Origin of the sequence: Bradyrhizobium jicamae (assembly GCF_018130215.1) — a bacterium.
Taxonomy (GTDB): Bacteria; Pseudomonadota; Alphaproteobacteria; order Rhizobiales; family Xanthobacteraceae; genus Bradyrhizobium; species Bradyrhizobium jicamae_A.
Map to the genome: position 1 here is coordinate 136149 of NZ_JAFCKQ010000004.1, position 18848 is coordinate 154996.

An 18848-nucleotide genomic window follows, 5' to 3' on the forward strand; every position below is an offset into this window, starting at 1 on the left:
CAGAGGCTTTTCGGACTGGGTGCCCTCTGGACGAGGCGCCGTCAAGGCGTCATTTGACGTTGTTTCCGATCCATTTCCGGGCGGCTGCCTCGCCCTTGGCGCGGTCTTCCGGGGACATGTCCTCGAGCATTTCGTCGATGGCGGGGTCGCCCTTGCCGGCGGTCTTGGCCACCGTATGCCATTTCAGCGCCTCGACCTTGTCCATCGGCGCGCCCTGGCCCGTCGCCAGCACGAAAGCGAGACGGTTCTGCGCGATCGGGCTGTTCTGCCGCGCCGCCTTGCGCAGCAGCGCCACCGCCGCCGGCAGGTTCCGCGGTGTGCCGGTGCCGTTGAACAACGCGATAGCGTATTCGACCTCGGCATCGACATTGTCGGCGAGCGAGGCGGCCTGCAGCAGCCGCACCGACTTCTCGAGGTCCTTCGGCACGCCGGTGCCTTCCTTGTAGAAGGTGGCGAGCGCATATTGCGCTTCCGGATTGCCGGCGTCGGCGGCCATGCGGAGCAGTTCGGCGGAGCGCTTGACGTCCTGCGGCAGGGTCTGGCCGTCGAGATAAAGCAGCGCGAGATTATAGGCCGCCTTCGGCTCGCCGAGCTTGGTCGACGAGGCCAACAGCTTGACCGCTCCTTCCTTGTCCACCGCGCCGCCGCGGCCGGCAATCTTCATCATGGCGAGCGCGAACATCGCCTCGCGGTCGCCGGCGTCACTGGCCTTCTGATACCACTCGTCGGCCTTGGCGTAGTTGCGTTTGACGCCGAGCCCGTTGGCATAGAGCTCGCCCAGCATCGTCATCGACTTCGGGTCGTTGTTGTATTCGACGTGCGCGGTCGCGAGGTCGAACGCGGTCTTGTAGAGGCCGCGCTGATAGGCGCCGTAGACGAGATCGACGTTGGGATCGTCGAAGGCCTGCTTCAGCGAGGGCAAAGGTGCCTGCGCCGGCGTTGGTGTGGGCGTCGGCGTGGCCGCGGGCTTCGGCGGCCCCTTCTTGGCAACCGGCGAGGAGACCTTCGGCTTCTCCTTCGGAGCTTCCTTCTTCGCCGCCGGAGCCTGTGCCGGCGGCGTGATCGAAAGCTGGGCCGTCGCGCCGCCTGCCAGCATCGTGCAGCCGAGCAGAACAGCTATCGGACGCAGGCACTTCATTCCGGCGTCATCCCTCGGCCCCGGCCTTTCCGAGCGCCCTAGCATGCGCATGCGTGATCGCCTCGCCGATTGCGATCAGCGCCGCCCTGGCGCCGCGCGAATCGGCCCAGACGGCGTCGCCGACCAGGATGAAGTCCGCACCCGCGGCCGCGAATTCCTCTGCCTCCCCGCAGCTGGCGGCGAAGCCGACACAGGGCGGCTCGAACAACTCGTCCCACCATTGCAGCCGCTCGGCGATCGCCTCGATCGACGGCCGCTGTCCGTTGGCGTCGGGTTCGCCGAACAGCACGTAGTCGGCGCCGGCTTCGCCCGCAGCCATGGAATCGTGGCGGGTCGCGAGACCACCGACGCCGACGATGCGGTCGGGCTTCAGCGCGGGCGTGGCGTCTTCCATTGCCGCGATGCCGGTCAGGTGCGCGCCGTCGGCGCCGGCGCGGGCCACGAGCTCGGGATGGCCGTCGATCAGCAGTGCCGCACCCGCGTTCTGGATGACGGGCGCCAGCGCCTTGACGCGCGAGGTCATGCTGCGGGGATCGGTCTCGCGCAGCCGTACCAGCACGGCGGCGACGTCGGCCGCGGCCAGCAGTTCGGCAAGATCAGCCGCGAGCTGCGTGGGGTCGTCGACCTCGGGCGTCGCAAGGTAGAGGCGCGGGACGGGGCGCGGTGGAACGGGCTTGGTGGGCAACTACGCCGCCCGCTTTTCGAGGCCGGCATCCCACGTGCCGGTGCTGGCGAGGCCGTTCATCCTGGCGCGATGCGAGAAGGCGCGCTGGCCGGCGGCGACGTTGTCGGCCTTGCCCGACCACGCCTTCTGCGGCGCAGCCTGCAATGCGCGGCCATAGGAGAAGGTCAGCCGCCACGGCAGAGGGCCGATCTTGTTCATGGCGTCGAGATGCGCGGTCGCCTCCTCGTCGCTCTGTCCGCCGGACAGGAACGCGATGCCGGGCACGGCGGCCGGCACGCAGCTCTTGAGCAGGCGGACGGTCTTCTCGGCGACTTCCTGGACGGAGGCCTGCTTCGGGCACTTCTTGCCCGAGATCGCCATGTTGGGCTTCAGGATCATGCCTTCCAGCGCGACGCGCTGCACCCGCAATTCCTGGAAGGTGCGGTTCAGCACCCGCTGCGTCACGTCGTAGCATCGGTCGATGTCGTGATCGCCATCCATCAGCACCTCGGGCTCGACGATCGGCACGATCTGCGCGGCCTGGCACAGCGCGGCGTAGCGCGCCAGCGCGTGCGCGTTGACCCGGATCGCAGTCATGGTCGGGATGCTCGGGCCGCCAGTGCCCCGGCCGCCAGTGCCGCCGCCGCCGATATCGATCACTGCGCGCCATTTCGCGAAGCGCGCGCCGCGCTCGTAATATTTCGCCAGCCGCTCGGCGAGCCTGTCGAGGCCGACGGTGACGAGCTCGCCGGGGCAGGCCGGCAGGGCCTGCGTGCCCTCATCGACCTTGATGCCGGGGATCGCACCCGCCTGCTCGATCAGTTTGACCAGCGGCGTGCCGTCCTTCGCGTTCTGCCAGATCGTCTCGTCGTACAGGATGACGCCGGAGATGTACTTGCTCATCGCTTCCTGCGAGCGGAACAGCATCTCGCGATAGTCGCGGCGATTGTCCTCGGTCGACTCGACCTTGATGGCGTCGAACCGCTTCTTGATCGTGCCGGAGGATTCGTCGGCGGCGAGAATGCCCTTGCCGGGGGTGACCATGGCAAGCGCAACTTTGTTGAGGTCAGCGAGATTCATCGAGGCGTCCTCCGGAGCGAATTGCCTTTGCGAGCCAAAATAGGCGGTTCTCGGGCAATTGCCTAGAAAACGTTCGTCGCGGCGGCGGTCGCAGGGACCGCGGGCCGGAACACCGCGTCCGACTGCGTCAGAAGCGGTGTCCCGTCGTTAATGTTATCAGGCGATCTGATCAGGCGATCTTGGGGTCGAGTTCGCCCTTGGCGTAGCGTTTGGCCATTTCGGCTGTGGTGAGCACCTTCTTGATCTTGCTGGCCTGGCCTGCGGTGTTGAACTCCTGCAGGCGCTGCTTGCACAATCTGGTCATCGCCTCCATCGCCGGCTTCAGGTACTTGCGCGGATCGAACTCTTCCGGATTGTCGTTCAGGACTTTCCGGATCTGGCCGGTCATCGCCATGCGGTTGTCGGTATCGATGTTGATCTTGCGCACGCCGTTCTTGATGCCGCGCTGGATCTCGGCGACCGGCACGCCCCAGGTCGGCTTCATCCTGCCGCCATTGGCGTTGATGATGTCCTGCAAATCCTGCGGCACCGACGAGGAGCCGTGCATGACCAGATGCATGTTCGGCAGCTTGCGATGGATTTCCTCGATCACGTTCATGGCGAGGATGTCGCCATCGGGCTTGCGGGTGAACTTGTAGGCGCCGTGCGAGGTTCCCATTGCGATCGCGAGCGCGTCGACCTTGGTCTCCTGGACGAACTTCACGGCTTCATCCGGGTTGGTGAGCAGCTGGTCATGCGACAGCTTGCCTTCGGCGCCGTGGCCGTCTTCCTTGTCGCCCATGCCGGTCTCGAGCGAGCCGAGCACGCCGAGCTCGCCTTCCACCGAAATGCCGCCGAGATGGGCCATGCCGGTCACCGTCCGGGTGACGCCGACATTGTAGTCCCAGTCGCCGGGGGTCTTGCCGTCGGCCTTGAGCGAGCCATCCATCATGACAGAGGTGAAGCCGGCCTGGATCGCGGTCATGCAGGTCGCCGGCTCGTTGCCGTGGTCGAGATGCACGCAGACCGGGATCTGCGGGTAGATCTCGGTGACGGCATCCATCATGTGCTTGAGCATGACGTCATTGGCGTAGGAGCGCGCACCGCGCGAGGCCTGGATGATGACGGGGGCGTCGACCTCGGAGGCGGCGGCCATGATCGACAGCGCCTGCTCCATGTTGTTGATGTTGAAGGCAGGTACGCCGTAATCGTGCTCGGCCGCGTGGTCGAGCAGTTGCCGCAACGTGATGCGAGCCATTCGAATTCTCCCTGTATTTGCAGCGCGTTCGCGCGTGACGCCCGTGAATCAGGCCTTCTTCAGAACTTCGACGCCGGGCAGCGGCTTGCCTTCCATCCATTCAAGAAACGCGCCGCCCGCGGTCGAGACGTAGGAAAAGTCACCGGCGACGCCGGCTTGATTGAGGGCTGCGACGGTGTCGCCGCCGCCGGCGACCGAGATCAGCTTCTTCGCCCGTGTGCGTTCGGCGGCGTGCTTGGCCGAGACCACGGTGCCGCGGTCGAACGGCGTCAGTTCGAAGGCGCCGAGCGGCCCGTTCCAGACCAGGGTGGCGGCATCGTCGATCGCGGCATGGATGCGTGCGATCGATTGCGGGCCGACGTCGAGGATCATGCCGTCGGCCGGGATCGCATCGAGACCGTAGGCATGCGACGGCGCATTGGCCGCGAACTGGTTGGCGACGACGGCATCCACGGGGAGGATGATCGCGCAGTTCGCCGCGTTGGCCTTCTCCATGATCCGCAGCGCGGTCGGAGCGAGATCCTTCTCGGCAAGCGACTTGCCGACGGCAACACCCTGCGCGTGCAGGAAGGTGTTGGCCATGCCGCCGCCGATCACGAGCGCATCGACCTTGGTCACGAGGTTCTCGAGCAGGTCGATCTTGGTCGACACCTTGGCGCCGCCGATGATCGCGATGACCGGTTTGGTCGGCGCTTCCAGCGCCTTGCCGAGCGCGTCGAGCTCGGCCTGCATGGTGCGGCCGGCATAGGCCGGCAGCTTGTGGCCGAGGCCTTCGGTCGAAGCGTGCGCGCGATGCGCGGCGGAGAAGGCGTCGTTGACCCAGATGTCGCCGAGCTTCGCCAGCTCCGCGACGAAGCCGGCGTCGTTCTTTTCCTCTTCCTTGTGGAAACGCGTGTTCTCCAGGCAGAGGATGTCGCCGTCCTTCAAGGCAGCAACCGCCTTGGCCGCGACCTCGCCGATGCAGTCGTCGGCGAATGCGACGGGGCGCTTGATCACCTTAGACAAGGCTTCAGCGACCGGTTTGAGCGACTCCTTGGGATCGCGCCCCTTGGGCCGGCCGAAATGGGCGAGCAGGATCACCTTGCCGCCCTTGCCGGAGATTTCGGTGATGGTGGGAGCGACGCGCTCCAGCCGCGTGGCGTCGGTGACGCGGCCGTTTTCCATGGGAACGTTGAGGTCGACGCGCAGCAGCACGCGCTTGCCCTTCACATCGACGTCGTCGAGGGTACGGAATGTTTTTGTCATGGGGCGTTTCCTGCGTCATGGCCGCACTCGTCGCGGCCATCCACGTCTCGCATGCGAGGGTCAAAGACGAGAATGCCCGGCACTGGGCCGGGCATCATGGATCGTCGGTCTTACACCAGCTTGCCGATCGCGACCGCGGTGTCGGCCATGCGGTTGGAGAAGCCCCACTCGTTGTCGTACCACGACATCACGCGCACCAGCGTGCCGTTCTGCACCTTGGTCTGGTCCTCGTGGAAGGTCGAGGAGTGCGGATCGTGGTTGAAGTCGATCGATACGTTCGGCGCGGTGGTGTAGCCGAGGATGCCCTTGAGCTGCTGCTCGGAGGCACGCTTCATCGCCGCGTTGATCTCCTTGGCGTCGGTGGCGCGCTTGGCGACGATCTTGAGGTCGACAACCGAGACGTTCGGGGTCGGCACGCGGATCGCGACGCCGTCGAGCTTGCCCTTCAGCTCGGGCAGCACGAGGCCGATCGCCTTCGCCGCGCCGGTCGAGGTCGGGATCATCGACATCGCCGCCGCGCGGCCGCGATAGAGGTCCTTGTGCAGGGTATCCAGCGTCGGCTGATCGCCGGTATAGGCGTGGATCGTGGTCATGAAGCCGGTCTCGATGCCGACCGTGTCGTTCAGGACCTTGGCGACCGGCGCCAGGCAGTTGGTGGTGCAGGAACCGTTCGAGATGACCAGGTGATCCTTGGTCAGCGTCTCGTGGTTGACGCCGTAGACGATGGTGGCGTCCGCGCCATCAGCGGGAGCGGAGATCAGCACGCGCCTGGCGCCGGCGGCGAGGTGCGCGGAGGCCTTGTCCTTCGAGGTGAAGATGCCGGTGCATTCCAGCGCGACGTCGACGCCGAGGTCCTTCCAGGGCAGCTTGGAGGGATCGCGCTCGGCCGAGACCTTGATCTTGCCGTTGCCGAGGCTGATCGAGTCGCCGTCGACCGTCACGGTGCCGGGGAAGCGACCGTGCACGGAGTCGAAGCGCAGCAGATGCGCATTGGTCTCCACCGGACCGAGGTCGTTGATGCCGACCACCTCGATGTCCTTGCGGCCGGACTCGGCGATGGCGCGCAGCACATTGCGGCCGATGCGGCCAAACCCGTTGATCGCGACGCGGATTGCCATGCTCGTCTCTCCTCTAAAAGCTGATGCCCGCCCCGTGGGAAGGCTCCCACGAGGGTTTTGCGGCGGAACGCCCGGTTCGGCCGGGCGCGAGCGGAAAAGATGGAGCCTTGGTAATCCTTTTTCGCGCCAAGCTCAACCGTCAGCGGGCACCTTTGAAGGCCGGCGTCAGACGCGCTTCAGGGCAGTATTAACGACGGCCTCGGCGGTAATGCCGAAGTGCTTGAAAAGGTCCTTCGCCGGGCCACTGGCACCGAAACCATGCATGCCCACGAATTCACCATCGCGGCCGATCACGGCATCCCAGCCCCACCGCACGGCGGCCTCGATCGCGATCTTGACCGGGGCGCTGCCGATAATGGCGTTTTGCCGCTCGGCGGGCTGCGCCAGCAGCAATTCCAGCGACGGCACCGAGACCACCCGCGTCGCGATGCCGCGCTCGGCGAGCTGCTTCTGCGCGGCAACGGCGATCTCGACCTCGGAACCGGAAGCGAACAATGACACTTTTGCGTCACCTTGCGCTGCGACCAGTTCATAGCCGCCGTGACTGCACGGGTTGTCGTTCGGCGCCGTGGTGCGGAGCTGCGGCAGGTTCTGGCGGGTCAGCGCCAGCACCGTCGGTCCGTCGATACGGTTGAGCGCGAGTTCCCAGCACTCCGCGGTCTCGATCGCGTCGCAGGGGCGGAACACGCGCATGTTGGGCATCGCGCGCAGCGCCGAAAGATGCTCGACCGGCTGGTGGGTCGGGCCGTCTTCGCCGAGACCGATCGAGTCGTGCGTCATGACATAGACGACGCCGGTGCCCATCAGCGCCGACAGCCGCATCGCGCCGCGCGCGTAGTCGGTGAACACCAGGAAGGTCGCACCGTTCGGGGCGAAGCCGCCGTGCAGGAAGATGCCGTTCAGGCACGCTGCCATGCCGTGCTCGCGGATGCCGTAATGGATGAAGCGGCCCTTCGGCGTCTTGGCGGCGAAGGCAATGGCCGACTTCGCCTTGTTGTTGTTGGAGCCGGTGAGGTCGGCGGAGCCGGCGACGAACTCCATCGGCATCGCAGCCGCGATCACCTCGATCGCGGCTTCCGACGATTTGCGGGTCGCGACGTTGAGCGGATTTTCCAGCAGCGCCTTCTTGTGAGCGCGCAGCGCCTTGGCCAACGCCTGCGGACGCTCGTGGCGTATGCGGCGTTCGAACTCGGCGCGCTTGCGGCTGCCGAGCTGGGCGAACTGCTCATCCCACGCTGTGTGCGCGGCCGCACCGCGGGCGCCCGCTTCGCGCCAGGCCTTCAGCACGTCGTCAGGCACCGAGAACGGCTCGAGCGAGATGCCGAGATTTTCCTTGGCTGCCTTCAACTCGTCGGCGCCGAGCGCCTCGCCATGCGCCTTGGCGGTGCCGGCCTTGTGCGGCGCGCCGTAGCCGATCGTGGTCTTGCAGGCGATCAGCGACGGCTTGCTCGACTTCTGCGCGCGCGTGATCGCCGCCGCGATCGCCGCCTGATCCTGACCGTCGATCAATTCGGCGGCCCAGCCGGCGGACTTGAAGCGCTTCACCTGGTCGACGGAGTCGGAGATCGAAGTCGGGCCGTCGATCGAGATGCCGTTGTCGTCGTAGAGCACGATCATCTTGTTCAGCCGCCAGTGGCCGGCCAGCGCAATCGCTTCCTGCGAGATGCCTTCCATCAGGTCGCCGTCGGAGGCGATCACATAGGTGTGGTGGTTGACGATCTTCTTGCCGAACTCGGCGGCGAGCATCTTCTCGGCCAGCGCCATGCCGACCGCCGTGGCGATGCCCTGGCCGAGCGGACCGGTGGTGGTCTCGATGCCCTTGGTGTGGAAATTCTCGGGATGTCCCGGCGTCAGCGAGCCGAGCTGGCGGAAATGCTTGATCTGGTCGAGCGTCATCTCCTTGTTGCCGGTGAGGTACAGCAACGCGTAGAGCAGCATCGAGCCGTGGCCGGCCGACAGCACGAAGCGATCGCGATCCGGCCAGGCCGGATCGGCCGCATCGAATTTCAGGAACTGGGTGAACAGCACCGTGGCGATGTCGGCGGCGCCCATCGGCAGACCTGGATGGCCCGATTTCGCCTTCTCGACGGCGTCCATGGCAAGGCCACGGATCGCATTGGCCATACGGGTATGATCGACCTGCGTCATGATGAGGTTCCGCCTGAAATGAGGAGCTTGTTGCGGTACGCATCGGGGCGGGCAGCCGCGACGCGTGCGTGGATGGCCTTACGGGGTTGCGGGCTGGATTAGCACCTCAATTCCCCAACTCCAAGGCGATCAAACGCCCCGGAACGGGGAAAAGTTGCTCGGAATCGGCCGATTCGATTGATCGGTGCATAGTTCGGCGCCGGCGTTGCGCTTCGCTCGCTTGCCACGTAAATTTCGTGCCGTAAACGCTTGCCGAAACGCCGGTTTTGCCGTGCGGCAGGCTGCTTCAGGCAGGCTTAATTCCAAGCAGGCCTAACCGAGGGTTCTCGCCGCGTCTCATGAGTGATCGTCCCGCCAACGGGTCTGGTAGCACCGAGGCACCGCTTGCCGACATCGATGCCGCGACCAAGCGGCTGATGGCGGCGCTTGATGCACTGGAGAGCTCGGTGGAGCGGCGCAGGGAGGCTGACCGCGACGAGAACGAGCTGGCGAGCCGGATCCAGGCGCTCGGCGCCGACCGCTCGCGGCTCGCCGACGAGCTCGACGGCTCGCTGGTGAAGACGCGCAAGCTCGAGCGCACCAATCGCGAGATCTCGGAGAAACTCGACGCGGCGATCGGCAGCATCCGTGCCGTGCTCGACGGCGGAGAGGGCAGATGAGCCACATCAATGTCACCATCAACGGCCGGCAGTACCGGATGGCCTGCGAGGAAGGCCAGGAGGTGCGGCTGCTCAAGCTCGCGGAGAACCTGGAATCCCGCGTGGAATCGCTGCGCGGCAAGTTCGGTGAGATCGGCGACGCCAGGCTGACCGTGATGGCCGCGCTCACCGCCTGTGACGAATTGCTCGATGCCGGCGCGCGCATCCGCAGCCTCGAGGAAGAGGTCGAGCAGCTCCGCAGCGCGCGTGCCACCGCCGCCGAACGCGCCCGCGCGACACAGGTCGCCGTCTCCAACGCGCTCAACGCCGCCGCTGAACGGATCGAGCGCACCACGCAGGTGCTCAACCGCACCATCGGCGGCGGCATCGCGATCGGGTGATCCTCGTCCTCCCATGGAGGGCAGGGGCACGGGGATAGCTCCGGCGGCGTCTTCCTTAGCGCTGGCGGATTGCGGCAACGATCGCTACATTAGCTGCCAGCGAAGCTGCGTCGTGCGTCAGGAGCCATAATATCCCCGGGGCCTTATCGATCCTTTAGGGAACTGTCCCTGGCCGGGTCCGTGGACCCGGACATATGGTGCCCACCTACTTTCGTAGGGAACTCCGGGATCGAGCGCTCCAACGGCCTCTGTGGCTTCGCACTCTAATTTTCTTGTCGTCGCGCTGCGGCGGTTTGATCGAGTAGCAGCGTCCCCGCATCTGCGGGGTGTCAAGTAACGCCGCGGTCTGTCTGCGAAGAATGCACGCGTCTCTGGATCCTCACATTGTCCGCCGCCGCGGATGATGACAGCGGAAGATGGTCATGCACGCATCTCCATCAAAGGCCGAGCTTCGGGCCCTGGCGCTGGCCAAGCGCGATGCGCTGAGCGACGAGCAACGCAGCGCCGCCGCCGAGGCGCTTGCCAAGCGCGGCGCCCCGTTCGAGATCGCGCCGGGCATGATCGTGTCGGGCTACGCGCCAATCCGCAGCGAGATCGACCCGACGCCGCTGATGCTCAAGCTCGCAGGCAAGGGCGCGCGCCTCGCGCTGCCCTGCATCAACTTGCGCGGCCAGTCGCTCACCTTCCGCGCCTGGTCGCCGCATGACCGGTTGATGCTCGGGCCGCTCGGCATCCCCGAACCGTCGCCTGCCGCCGCCGAGGTGCATCCGGACGTGATGCTGGTGCCGCTCGCCGCGTTCGACAAGCTCGGCCACCGCATCGGCTACGGCGCCGGCTATTACGACTATACCTTCGCCCATCTGCGCAAGACCAAGCACGTGATCGGCGCGGGCCTTGCTTTCGCCGCGCAGGAAACCAAGGTGATTCCGGCGTTGTCGCACGACGTCCCGCTGGATTATGTGCTAACGGAGCGCAAGACGTTCGATTTCCGGAGTCCCTAAAATTGCGTATTCTCTTCGTTGGTGACGTCGTCGGCAGGACCGGCCGCACCGCCATATCAGACCACCTCCCCGGCATGATCAAGGACTGGTCGCTCGATCTCGTCATCGTCAATGGCGAGAACTCCGCCGGCGGCTTCGGCATCACCGAGGCGATCTACCAGGAGCTGCTCGACGCCGGCGCCGACGCGATCACGCTCGGCAACCACGCCTGGAATCAGAAGGAAGCGCTGGTGTTCATTGAGCGCGCGCCGCGCCTGATCCGTCCCTTGAACTTTCCGCGCCATTCGCCCGGCCGCGGCTCGGCGCTGATCGACACCAAGAACGGCAAGCGCGCGCTGGTGATGAACGCGATCGGCCGCGTCTTCATGGAGCCGTCCTCCAACGATCCCTTCGCCGCGATCGAGCGCGAGCTCGAGGCCTGTCCGTTGCGCGAGGGCGCCGACGCCATCGTGCTCGACTTCCACGCCGAGGCCACCAGCGAGAAGCAGGGCATCGGCTTCTTCTGCGACGGCCGCGTCAGCCTCGTCGTCGGCACCCACACCCATGTCCCGACGGCCGACCACCAGGTGCTGCCCGCGGGTACCGCCTATATGAGCGACGCCGGCATGACCGGCGATTATGATTCGGTGATCGGCATGCAGAAAGAGGAGCCGCTGCAGCGCTTCCTCACCGGCATCCCGTCGAGCCGTTTCGAGCCGGCCGCCGGTGTGGCGACACTGAGCGGCGTTGCGATCGAGACCGACGACACGACCGGGCTTGCCGTGAAGATCGCACCGGTGCGCGCCGGCGGACGGCTGTCGCCCGCGGTCCCGGAGTTCTGGATCTCGTGAGCAGATGCCGGTGCTGAATTGTCTTCGTCAGCCGATGCGCGCATGCAACGACATCGGCAAGATCTGCAGCGCCGGCAAGAGTTGCCGATCGCAAGCACGCTGATCATTCGAGACGTCCGGGGAATCGCAGGTCGTTGAGGCCGCGACCTTCGAGATGCTCGTACGAATTTCTTGTTTCGAGATTGCTCGACGCGCCTCCCGAAATACTTCGAAACTGCAAACGACGCCGCAACAGGAGAAAATTAAACACGATTGCTCATGGTTCGCCGGGGCTTTAACTTCTTGGGCAAACGACATGACAATCACATCAGCAACGAGCGTGAGCAGTTACAGCTCTCCCCTGCAAAGGTTACAGACTGAACTTCAGTCCGAAGTAGCGTCCGGCACCATCAGCTCTGCCGATGAAAGCGCGCTCTCGACGGCACTGACCAGCATCGACACCTCGCTCAACGCGGACCGGCAAGCGGCGGCAGGCACATCGTCGAGCTCGACGCCAACCGACATGCAGACGACGATCGACAATTTGATCCAGGCACAGGTCTCGAATGGCAACCTGACCAGCTCGCAGGCGACCGAACTGCAGAACCTCTTTTCCAATACGTTCGGCAATTCGGGCAGCGGCACGAATGGTGGACTCAACGGCGCCGGTGGTCCGCCGCCGGGGCCGCCTCCGGGGCCACCGCCATCGGACACTTCCTCCGGTACGAGTTCTTCGACGAGCGCCGGCTCATCGTCATCGAGCACCGACGCGTCGAGCGACAGCTCGTCGACGAGCGGCAGCAGCGAAACGCAGGTCCTGCAAGACTTCATCAAGCTGCTGCAGGACCTGCAATCAGGGAGCTCGGGATACGGCGCAACCGGTTCGAGCACGACGGCTTCGTCGTCAGGCTCCATGCTCCTCAACTATACGGCCTAAATGTAAGGGGTTGAGCAGATACTGGCTCCGGCGCTTCCCGGCGCTGGGGCCACTTGTTTTGGTCGTCCGCCATTGACGTTTGTGCCGGCTGGCGCCCTTGGATGGGTGAGCTGCCGGATCGGCTGGCCTTTCCGGGAGGGAGGTGCTCTATTCGACGCGAGGGGAGGGCACCCGAGAGCGGCGACAGGCAACGCATGACGAGAACCGACCTGGCCGAGATCTACCGCGGCTACATTGCCTGCCTGAACAGACAGGATTGGGCCAATCTGGCGGCATTCGTGCACGAGGATGCGCATTACAACGGCAAGCGGGTCGGGCTGTCGGGCTATCGCGAGATGCTCGAAGGCGACTTTCGCGCCATTCCCGATCTCCATTTCGACATCGACTTGCTGGTCTCGGATCCGCCGCGCATCGCGAGCCGCTTGCACTTCGACTGCACGCCGACGGGCGTGCTGTTCGGCCTGCCGGTCAATGGTCGGCGCGTCCAGTTCAGCGAGAACGTGTTCTACGAGTTCCGCGACGGGCGGATCGAAAATGTCTGGTCGGTCATCGACAAGGCCGCGATCGAAGCGCAGCTGTAGCGAGCTAGCCCTGCCTGAATCCCATCCGGAACGCGCCCCAATGCCGGCCGCCGACGAAGATCGGCGATGACACGTCCTTCATCAGGACGAACTTGCCGCCGCCCATGTCGCGACGATAGGTCTGCAGCAGGAACGGCTTGGTGTTGGCCGCGACCTTCTTCACCGCGCGATCGCTGAACAGGCGGCGGTTGCGGCAATTGGCGTTGTTCCAGACCGGATCGGGCCCCTGCGGCAGCCGGTAGTTCGGATTGTGGGTCGGCAGGTAGCCGCCCTTGGCCCAGGCGACGCAGAACACGATGCGCGGGTCGCTCTTCTGGATCGGATCCTGGATCGCGGGCAGCACGCGGTCGGTGAAGGCGACGTAGTCGGTGAGATACTGCTTCGGATCGGTGCCTGATATCTCGCGATACTTCTCGTCCATCAATTGCGCGAGCGTGATCTCGCCGCGCGCGATGGCGTTCTCGAACACCTCGGAGATCTGCCTTGCGGTATCGGTCACGACGCGGATCAGCGGCGCATCCGAGGTCTCGACGCCGCTGTCGGCGATCAGCGCGATCAGGCCTTCGGAGGTTTCCAGCAGCTTCGCCACCCGCTCGTCGGCGTGCTTGAGGTCGCGCGAGGAGAGATCGACGCCCTTGGCGAGCTCGTTCAGCTCGGCGATCACGGTGTCGCAATGACCGAGATTGGAGGTCGCGGCGCGCGCGACGCTGCCGATCTCGGCGCCGACCGACGAAAAGCCCTCCTGCACGCGCATGATGATGCCGGAGATCTGCTGGGCGCCTTCGCCGGCGCTCTTTGCGCGCAGCGCCGCGTCGCTGCTTTCGCCGATCAGGCTGCCGATCTGGCCGTCGAGGTCGCGTACGGTGTCGGAGATCTGATGCGTCGCCTGGCGGGTCGCCTCCGCGAGGCTCTTCACCTCGCTGGCGACGACGGCAAAGCCGCGGCCGGCGGTGCCGGCCCGCGCGGCCTCGATGGTGGCGTTGAGCGCCAGCAGGTTGGTCTGCTTGGCGATCGCCTCGATCGAGCCGGAGACCTTGGCGACCTGGCTCAGCGCGGAGCCGACTGCGGCGAGCCGCGCCTCGATCCGGCCGACCGCGGCGACCAGCTCCGAGATGTGGTTGACGGCCGTCTCGACCACGCTGCGCGACTCCGCGATCTGGCCGACCGCAGCGGATGCGGTCGATTGCACCGCCTGCGAGGCATTGGCGATGTCGTGATTGGCCGACACCATGGTCTCTGCCGTGTTCTGCAAATGGTGGAACCGCTCCGACTGGTTGGTGACGCGGTTTGCCACCTCCTGGACGTTGCCGGCGATGTCGGCGAGTTCCACCCCTAGACCGCCGATCCGGTCGGCGAGCTGGTCGACCAGCCGCTCGGCCAACGCCCGGCTGGATGACGTGTCCAGGACTGCAAGCTGCACGACCGACATCTTCGAGCTTCCTCCCGTCAAAGCGGTCCGTCGACCTGCCGCGACAATTTCCAACCTAGAGCCTGATTCGCGGCTTCGGTCTTGCCTGAGCGCGAACTGCGTAGCCCGGATGCAGCGCAGCGAAATCCGGGATTCTTGACCTTGGAAACACTGGTCCCGGATTGCGCTTCGCTGCATCCGGGCTCCTGATCCCATCAGAGCCTGTACGCCGTGCGGAATCCGCCCCAGTGCCGGCCGCGCACGCGGATCGGCACGTCGATCTCGCGCATCATCACGGTGTTGCCGTTGCCCATGTCGCGCGCGTAGCTCTGGATCAGATAGGCGCGCTGGTTGCGGGCCGCGGCAAGGCCCGCGGCATCGTTGAAGATGCGGCGGTTGCGGCTGTTGGCGGTATTCCAGGCGACATCGCCCGGTCGCTGCGGCTGCGAGTAGATCCTGTTGTGAACCGGCAGATAGCCGTTCTGGTCGACGGTGGCGCAAAATGCCAGCCGCTTGTCCTTGGCGAGGAACGCTTCCAGGAATGCAGGCAAGGTGCGATCGGCCCAATCGAGCATCCTGGTGCGGTATTGCACCGGATTGGTGCCGGGGATTTCGACATAATTGGTGTCGAACATGTCGTCGATCGTGATGGCGCCGCTCGCCAGCCCGCTCTCGAAGGTCCTGGTCAGCGCGTTGCCTGCTTCCATCGCACGGGTGACGAGCTCGGCATTCTCCTCGTGGATCGCCCACATCCGGTCTTCGATCTTCCCGCGCAGCTCGGCGGTCGCAGCCTCGAAGCGAGCCTGCGCACCGGCCTTGGAGCGCTCGCCGATCCTGATCCGGCAGGCGCCGATATCGGCAAGCGTTGCGCTCAGGCTTTCATTGGCGGGCAGCCTGTCGGCATCCGGCCCGCTGATCAGGATGCCATCCATCGCGATCTCGTAGACCGGCGCGGTGATGAAGCCGCGCGCGGTCTTGATCTCGATCTGCAGGTTGCAGGGCAGCCGCTCGTTCTCGCGGGGATCGCCGCGTTCGTTCTGGCGCAGCAGCACCGCGCAGCGCGCCTTCAGCTTCTGGGCGAAGGCGGTCACCGCCTTGCCGGCCCGGGCGACATCGTCGCCATGATCAGCCGCCTCGCGCGTCGCGCTGTCGATCTCGCCGGCGCTGGTGCCGACCGAGACGATGAAGCGGGAAGCGGAGGCCGCATTCTGGCCCATCTCGCCGGTGATCTCGTTCTGCTCGGCGACCGCGCCGTTGACGTTCTCGAACACCGGGCGGATCGCTTCGATCGCCTGGGAGATCCGGTGTACGGCATCCGCCGAGCCGGTGGCGTCCTTCTGCAACGCCTCGATCTTCCTGGTGATCTCCTCAGTCGCGCTCTGGGTCTGCACCGCCAGCGCCTTGACCTCGGTTGCGACCACGGCAAAACCCTTGCCCGCGGCGCCGGCGCGCGCGGCCTCGATGGTCGAGTTGAGCGCCAGCAGCGTGGTCTGGCGCGCGATCTGCGCGATCAGGTTGACGACGTTGCCGATCGCAGCGGACGATTCGCGCAGGCGATCGACATTGGCGGTGGCCTCGCGGGCCGCCGCGGCGGCGTCATCCGCGAGCCGGCTTGCGCTGCGCACCTGCTGGCCGATGCCTTCAGCGGAGTGGGTGAAGCGGTCGGCGGCTTCCGAGAACGTGGTTGCAGTGCTCTGCGCGTCGTTGCTGCGCCCGGTCAGGGCGTCGGTGCGGGCGCGGATGGTTGCGAGCGTCGCTGCGGTTGCCTCGGCACCGTCGGCCACGGAGCCTGCGGCACGCTCGAGCTGGCGGATCATGGCGCCGAGTTCGAGTTCCAACAGCTCCAGGATCGCCTTGGCCGAATCGGCCTCAGCGGAAGGTGCTTCGGGGGCAGCCGCTGCCGCCGCTGGAACCTTTGGATCAACGGCAGGCGCAACCGGCTCCGGCCCTTGCCTTCGAAACAATCCGAACGCCATGGGGGACTCTTGAAAAGTTGGACTCTGGAAAATTGAGGTGGGACGCGAGCGAATCCTCTCATCCGGTCGTGAAGTCAGGGTTAACAAGTGCCTCATATTCCGGCTTGCGGTAGTATTTGGCGGTTGAGTGCCCTGCCGATCTTTGATTTTGGCCGGTCACAGGCCTATAAGGCCGCCTTTCCAACCCGTTCAGACCTGAAGCTTCCAAGAGACGTCGCATGGCCGGCCATTCCCAATTCAAGAACATCATGCACCGCAAGGGCCGGCAGGACGCCCAGAAGTCGAAGCTTTTCGGCAAGCTGGCCCGCGAAATCACCGTGGCGGCCAAGCTCGGCACCCCCGATCCGGCGATGAACCCGCGCCTGCGCGCTGCGGTGGTCGCGGCCCGGGCCGAGAACATGCCCAAGGACAATATCGAGCGCGCCATCAAGAAGGCCGCCGGCAGCGACGGCGAGAATTATGACGAGATCCGCTACGAAGGTTATGGCCCGGGCGGCGTCGCCGTGATCGTCGAGGCGCTGACCGACAACCGTAACCGCGCCGCCTCCGACATCCGCTCCTTCTTCACCAAGTCCGGCGGCAATCTCGGTGAAAGCGGCTCGGTCGCCTTCATGTTCGACCGCACCGGCATCATCGAATACGACGCCAGCGTCGCCTCCGATGACGCGATGCTGGATGCCGCGATCGAGGCCGGAGCCGACGACGTGATCTCGAGCGAAGCCGGTCATGAGGTCTACGCCTCGCAGGAGACGTTCCGTGAGGTGGCCAAGGCGCTGGAAGCCAAGTTCGGCGAGCCGCGCAAGGCGGCGCTGACCTGGAAGCCGCAGAACACGGTGGCGGTCGACGACGAGACCGGCGAAAAGCTGCTGAAGCTGATGGACCTGCTCAACGAGCACGACGACGTGCAGAACGTGTTCGCGAATTTCGAAGTGTCCGACGCGCTGATCGCGAAGATGGGCGGCTGACGCTGCCTGCGGATGCCGCGACGGCCGATGACAAGGCCGCCCCGGAGGCGGCCCTATTTGGTCGGCAGCAGCGTCAGGATCACCCACGGAAGGGGAAAGAGCGGAAACAGCAACGCGCCCCAGGCGAACCAGGCGCGGCTCGATCGTCCCTTTTCGATGGCGCGCATGGCCGTGAAATGCCCCGACAACCACGCGATCGCCAGGACGGCAATCGTCAAAAAAACGACAAGGCAGGACATGGCGGCTCCTGTCGATGCGCCCATCAGCAGCATATGGGATCGGGACGCGGGCATGACAGAGGCGGGGATGACGCTCTGTTTGTGTTTCGTTCTCCGGACGCAGGCGGTATCACTACCGCATGGCATCGTCTCCGATTCGCTCTCCCGTCCGCATCATCGGTATTGATCCGGGTCTCCGCCGCACCGGCTGGGGCGTGATCGAGACCGAGGGCAATCGTCTGGTCTATGTCGGCTGCGGGTCGGTCGAACCGCCGGACAATCTGCCGCTGGCGAGCCGGCTGCTGGCGATCCATGAGGGGCTGGCCGCCGTGCTCGGCGATTTCAGGCCGGCGGAGGCGGCGGTGGAGCAGACCTTCGTCAACAAGGACGGCGTCGCTACGTTGAAGCTCGGCCAGGCGCGCGGCGTTGCCATGCTGGCGCCTGCGATGTTCGGCATCTCGGTTGCCGAATACGCGCCGAACCAGGTCAAGAAGACCGTGGTCGGCGCGGGCCACGCCGAGAAGAACCAGATCCAGGTGATGCTGAAGATCCTGCTGCCGAAAGCCGAGCCGCCCTCCGCCGACGCGGCCGATGCGCTCGCGATCGCAATCACCCACGCCCATCACCGCCAGAGCGCCGCGCTGCGGCTGAAGGTGGCGAGCCTATGATCGGCAAGCTCAAGGGTCTGATCGATTCCTACGGCGAGGATTACGTGATCCTCGACGTCGGCGGCGTCGGCTATCAGGTGCATTGCGCCGGCCGCACCTTGCAGGCGCTGCCGTCGCCGGGCGAGGCCGCGGTGCTCTCGATCGAGACCTATGTCCGCGAGGACCAGATCAAGCTGTTCGGCTTCCGCAGTGATCACGAGCGCGAATGGTTTCGCCTGCTGCAGACCGTGCAGGGCGTCGGCGCCAAGGTCGCGCTTGCGGTGCTCGGGACGCTGCCGCCGACCGATCTCGCGAATGCGATCGCATTGCGTGACAAGGCGGCGGTCGCGCGCACGCCGGGCGTCGGGCCGAAGGTCGCCGAGCGCATCGTCAGCGAGTTGAAGGACAAGGCGCCGGGCTACGCCAATGTCGATCCGGCAGTGGTGCAACTGTCAGGCGCCATCGACAACAACCGCGCCCCGCGCCCGGTGACGGATGCGATCTCCGCGCTGGTCAATCTCGGCTACGGTCAGCCGCAGGCGGCGGCCGCCATCGCCGCCGCCTCGCGCAGCGCGGGCGAAAATGCCGAGACCGCGCAGCTGATCCGGCTGGGACTGAAGGAATTGTCGAAGTGAGC

General features: G+C 65.7%; 20 protein-coding genes and 1 other RNA gene. 9 read left to right on the plus strand and 12 right to left on the minus strand.

The genetic code is table 11. From position 1 onward, the window contains the following. Positions 1-49: 49 nt before the first annotated feature. The 7 genes from JQ586_RS08035 to tkt form a co-directional block, all read right to left on the minus strand. Positions 50-1138, minus strand: a complete 1089-nt coding sequence (locus tag JQ586_RS08035) for a tetratricopeptide repeat protein (protein ID WP_212393993.1) — start codon at positions 1136-1138, stop codon at positions 50-52. Positions 1139-1145: 7 nt separating this feature from the next. Further along, on the minus strand, positions 1146-1823 hold the full coding sequence (locus JQ586_RS08040) for a thiamine phosphate synthase (protein WP_212393994.1): 678 nt from the start codon (positions 1821-1823) through the stop codon (positions 1146-1148). Further along, positions 1824-2882 carry a class I fructose-bisphosphate aldolase gene (locus JQ586_RS08045; protein WP_212393995.1) on the minus strand — a complete coding sequence of 353 codons (1059 nt, stop codon included), beginning with the start codon at positions 2880-2882 and terminating at the stop codon, positions 1824-1826. A 169-nt stretch (positions 2883-3051) separates the two neighbouring features. Next, positions 3052-4119 carry a class II fructose-bisphosphate aldolase gene (gene fba, locus JQ586_RS08050; protein WP_212393996.1) on the minus strand — a complete coding sequence of 356 codons (1068 nt, stop codon included), beginning with the start codon at positions 4117-4119 and terminating at the stop codon, positions 3052-3054. A 48-nt stretch (positions 4120-4167) separates the two neighbouring features. Beyond that, complete coding sequence (locus JQ586_RS08055) at positions 4168-5364, minus strand: phosphoglycerate kinase (RefSeq protein WP_212393997.1); 1197 nt, start codon at positions 5362-5364, stop codon at positions 4168-4170. Between the two features lie 110 nt (positions 5365-5474). Further along, positions 5475-6482, minus strand: a complete 1008-nt coding sequence (gene gap, locus JQ586_RS08060; RefSeq protein WP_212393998.1) for a type I glyceraldehyde-3-phosphate dehydrogenase — start codon at positions 6480-6482, stop codon at positions 5475-5477. Between the two features lie 165 nt (positions 6483-6647). Then, positions 6648-8630, minus strand: a complete 1983-nt coding sequence (gene tkt, locus JQ586_RS08065; RefSeq protein ID WP_212393999.1) for a transketolase — start codon at positions 8628-8630, stop codon at positions 6648-6650. A gap of 338 nt (positions 8631-8968) precedes the next feature. Here tkt and JQ586_RS08070 point away from each other — a divergent pair, with 338 nt between their 5' ends. From JQ586_RS08070 to JQ586_RS08090, 5 genes are all read left to right on the plus strand, one after another. Then, positions 8969-9289 (plus strand): DUF4164 domain-containing protein, encoded by a 321-nt coding sequence (locus JQ586_RS08070; RefSeq protein ID WP_212394000.1) that lies wholly within the window; start codon positions 8969-8971, stop codon positions 9287-9289. Then, positions 9286-9669 carry a cell division protein ZapA gene (locus JQ586_RS08075; RefSeq protein WP_212394001.1) on the plus strand — a complete coding sequence of 128 codons (384 nt, stop codon included), beginning with the start codon at positions 9286-9288 and terminating at the stop codon, positions 9667-9669. Before JQ586_RS08070 ends, JQ586_RS08075 begins: the two co-directional genes overlap by 4 nt. A gap of 99 nt (positions 9670-9768) precedes the next feature. Further along, positions 9769-9930: non-coding RNA, 6S RNA (gene ssrS / locus JQ586_RS08080), on the plus strand. Positions 9931-10091: 161 nt separating this feature from the next. Beyond that, positions 10092-10670 (plus strand): 5-formyltetrahydrofolate cyclo-ligase, encoded by a 579-nt coding sequence (locus JQ586_RS08085; protein WP_212394002.1) that lies wholly within the window; start codon positions 10092-10094, stop codon positions 10668-10670. A gap of 2 nt (positions 10671-10672) precedes the next feature. Next, entirely contained in the window at positions 10673-11500 is an 828-nt protein-coding gene (locus tag JQ586_RS08090) for a TIGR00282 family metallophosphoesterase (protein ID WP_212394003.1), read from the plus strand. A gap of 27 nt (positions 11501-11527) precedes the next feature. Here JQ586_RS08090 and JQ586_RS08095 read toward each other — a convergent pair whose 3' ends face one another. Then, positions 11528-11797, minus strand: coding sequence for a hypothetical protein (locus JQ586_RS08095; protein ID WP_212394004.1), 270 nt, complete (start codon positions 11795-11797; stop codon positions 11528-11530). Between the two features lie 66 nt (positions 11798-11863). Continuing rightward, complete coding sequence (locus JQ586_RS41290) at positions 11864-12394, minus strand: hypothetical protein (RefSeq protein WP_212394005.1); 531 nt, start codon at positions 12392-12394, stop codon at positions 11864-11866. A 216-nt stretch (positions 12395-12610) separates the two neighbouring features. On the opposite strand from JQ586_RS41290, the gene JQ586_RS08105 reads away from it, so the two are divergent. Beyond that, positions 12611-12997, plus strand: a complete 387-nt coding sequence (locus JQ586_RS08105; RefSeq protein ID WP_212394006.1) for an ester cyclase — start codon at positions 12611-12613, stop codon at positions 12995-12997. A gap of 4 nt (positions 12998-13001) precedes the next feature. Here JQ586_RS08105 and JQ586_RS08110 read toward each other — a convergent pair whose 3' ends face one another. Both JQ586_RS08110 and JQ586_RS08115 read right to left on the minus strand, forming a co-directional pair. Beyond that, complete coding sequence (locus JQ586_RS08110) at positions 13002-14426, minus strand: methyl-accepting chemotaxis protein (protein WP_212394007.1); 1425 nt, start codon at positions 14424-14426, stop codon at positions 13002-13004. Positions 14427-14620: 194 nt separating this feature from the next. Beyond that, a complete protein-coding gene (locus JQ586_RS08115; RefSeq protein WP_212394008.1) occupies positions 14621-16381 on the minus strand; it encodes a methyl-accepting chemotaxis protein in 1761 nt (586 codons plus the stop codon). A 218-nt stretch (positions 16382-16599) separates the two neighbouring features. Here JQ586_RS08115 and JQ586_RS08120 point away from each other — a divergent pair, with 218 nt between their 5' ends. After that, positions 16600-17346, plus strand: a complete 747-nt coding sequence (locus JQ586_RS08120) for a YebC/PmpR family DNA-binding transcriptional regulator (protein WP_212394009.1) — start codon at positions 16600-16602, stop codon at positions 17344-17346. 53 nt (positions 17347-17399) lie between these two features. Here the strand turns inward: JQ586_RS08120 and JQ586_RS08125 are convergent, their stop codons facing one another. Beyond that, positions 17400-17618 (minus strand): hypothetical protein, encoded by a 219-nt coding sequence (locus JQ586_RS08125; RefSeq protein ID WP_212394010.1) that lies wholly within the window; start codon positions 17616-17618, stop codon positions 17400-17402. Between the two features lie 86 nt (positions 17619-17704). Between JQ586_RS08125 and ruvC the strand changes: the two genes are divergently transcribed. Together ruvC and ruvA are read left to right on the plus strand one after the other, a co-directional pair. Continuing rightward, positions 17705-18232, plus strand: a complete 528-nt coding sequence (ruvC, locus tag JQ586_RS08130; protein WP_212394011.1) for a crossover junction endodeoxyribonuclease RuvC — start codon at positions 17705-17707, stop codon at positions 18230-18232. Further along, on the plus strand, positions 18229-18846 hold the full coding sequence (gene ruvA, locus JQ586_RS08135; RefSeq protein ID WP_212394012.1) for a Holliday junction branch migration protein RuvA: 618 nt from the start codon (positions 18229-18231) through the stop codon (positions 18844-18846). Before ruvC ends, ruvA begins: the two co-directional genes overlap by 4 nt. Positions 18847-18848: the final 2 nt, after the last annotated feature.

Coding starts and splice junctions, on each gene's coding strand:
- JQ586_RS08035 (WP_212393993.1), bottom strand. CDS start 1,138: ATGAAGTGCCTGCGTCCGATAGCTGTTCTGCTCGGCTGCACGATGCTG.
- gap (WP_212393998.1), bottom strand. CDS start 6,482: ATGGCAATCCGCGTCGCGATCAACGGGTTTGGCCGCATCGGCCGCAAT.
- fba (WP_212393996.1), bottom strand. CDS start 4,119: ATGGCTCGCATCACGTTGCGGCAACTGCTCGACCACGCGGCCGAGCAC.
- ruvC (WP_212394011.1), top strand. CDS start 17,705: ATGGCATCGTCTCCGATTCGCTCTCCCGTCCGCATCATCGGTATTGAT.
- JQ586_RS08105 (WP_212394006.1), top strand. CDS start 12,611: ATGACGAGAACCGACCTGGCCGAGATCTACCGCGGCTACATTGCCTGC.
- JQ586_RS08055 (WP_212393997.1), bottom strand. CDS start 5,364: ATGACAAAAACATTCCGTACCCTCGACGACGTCGATGTGAAGGGCAAG.
- JQ586_RS08070 (WP_212394000.1), top strand. CDS start 8,969: ATGAGTGATCGTCCCGCCAACGGGTCTGGTAGCACCGAGGCACCGCTT.
- JQ586_RS08120 (WP_212394009.1), top strand. CDS start 16,600: ATGGCCGGCCATTCCCAATTCAAGAACATCATGCACCGCAAGGGCCGG.
- JQ586_RS08045 (WP_212393995.1), bottom strand. CDS start 2,882: ATGAATCTCGCTGACCTCAACAAAGTTGCGCTTGCCATGGTCACCCCC.
- JQ586_RS08095 (WP_212394004.1), bottom strand. CDS start 11,797: ATGTCGTTTGCCCAAGAAGTTAAAGCCCCGGCGAACCATGAGCAATCG.
- tkt (WP_212393999.1), bottom strand. CDS start 8,630: ATGACGCAGGTCGATCATACCCGTATGGCCAATGCGATCCGTGGCCTT.
- ruvA (WP_212394012.1), top strand. CDS start 18,229: ATGATCGGCAAGCTCAAGGGTCTGATCGATTCCTACGGCGAGGATTAC.
- JQ586_RS08125 (WP_212394010.1), bottom strand. CDS start 17,618: ATGCTGCTGATGGGCGCATCGACAGGAGCCGCCATGTCCTGCCTTGTC.
- JQ586_RS41290 (WP_212394005.1), bottom strand. CDS start 12,394: ATGGAGCCTGACGACGAAGCCGTCGTGCTCGAACCGGTTGCGCCGTAT.
- JQ586_RS08075 (WP_212394001.1), top strand. CDS start 9,286: ATGAGCCACATCAATGTCACCATCAACGGCCGGCAGTACCGGATGGCC.
- JQ586_RS08115 (WP_212394008.1), bottom strand. CDS start 16,381: ATGGCGTTCGGATTGTTTCGAAGGCAAGGGCCGGAGCCGGTTGCGCCT.
- JQ586_RS08085 (WP_212394002.1), top strand. CDS start 10,092: ATGCACGCATCTCCATCAAAGGCCGAGCTTCGGGCCCTGGCGCTGGCC.
- JQ586_RS08110 (WP_212394007.1), bottom strand. CDS start 14,426: ATGTCGGTCGTGCAGCTTGCAGTCCTGGACACGTCATCCAGCCGGGCG.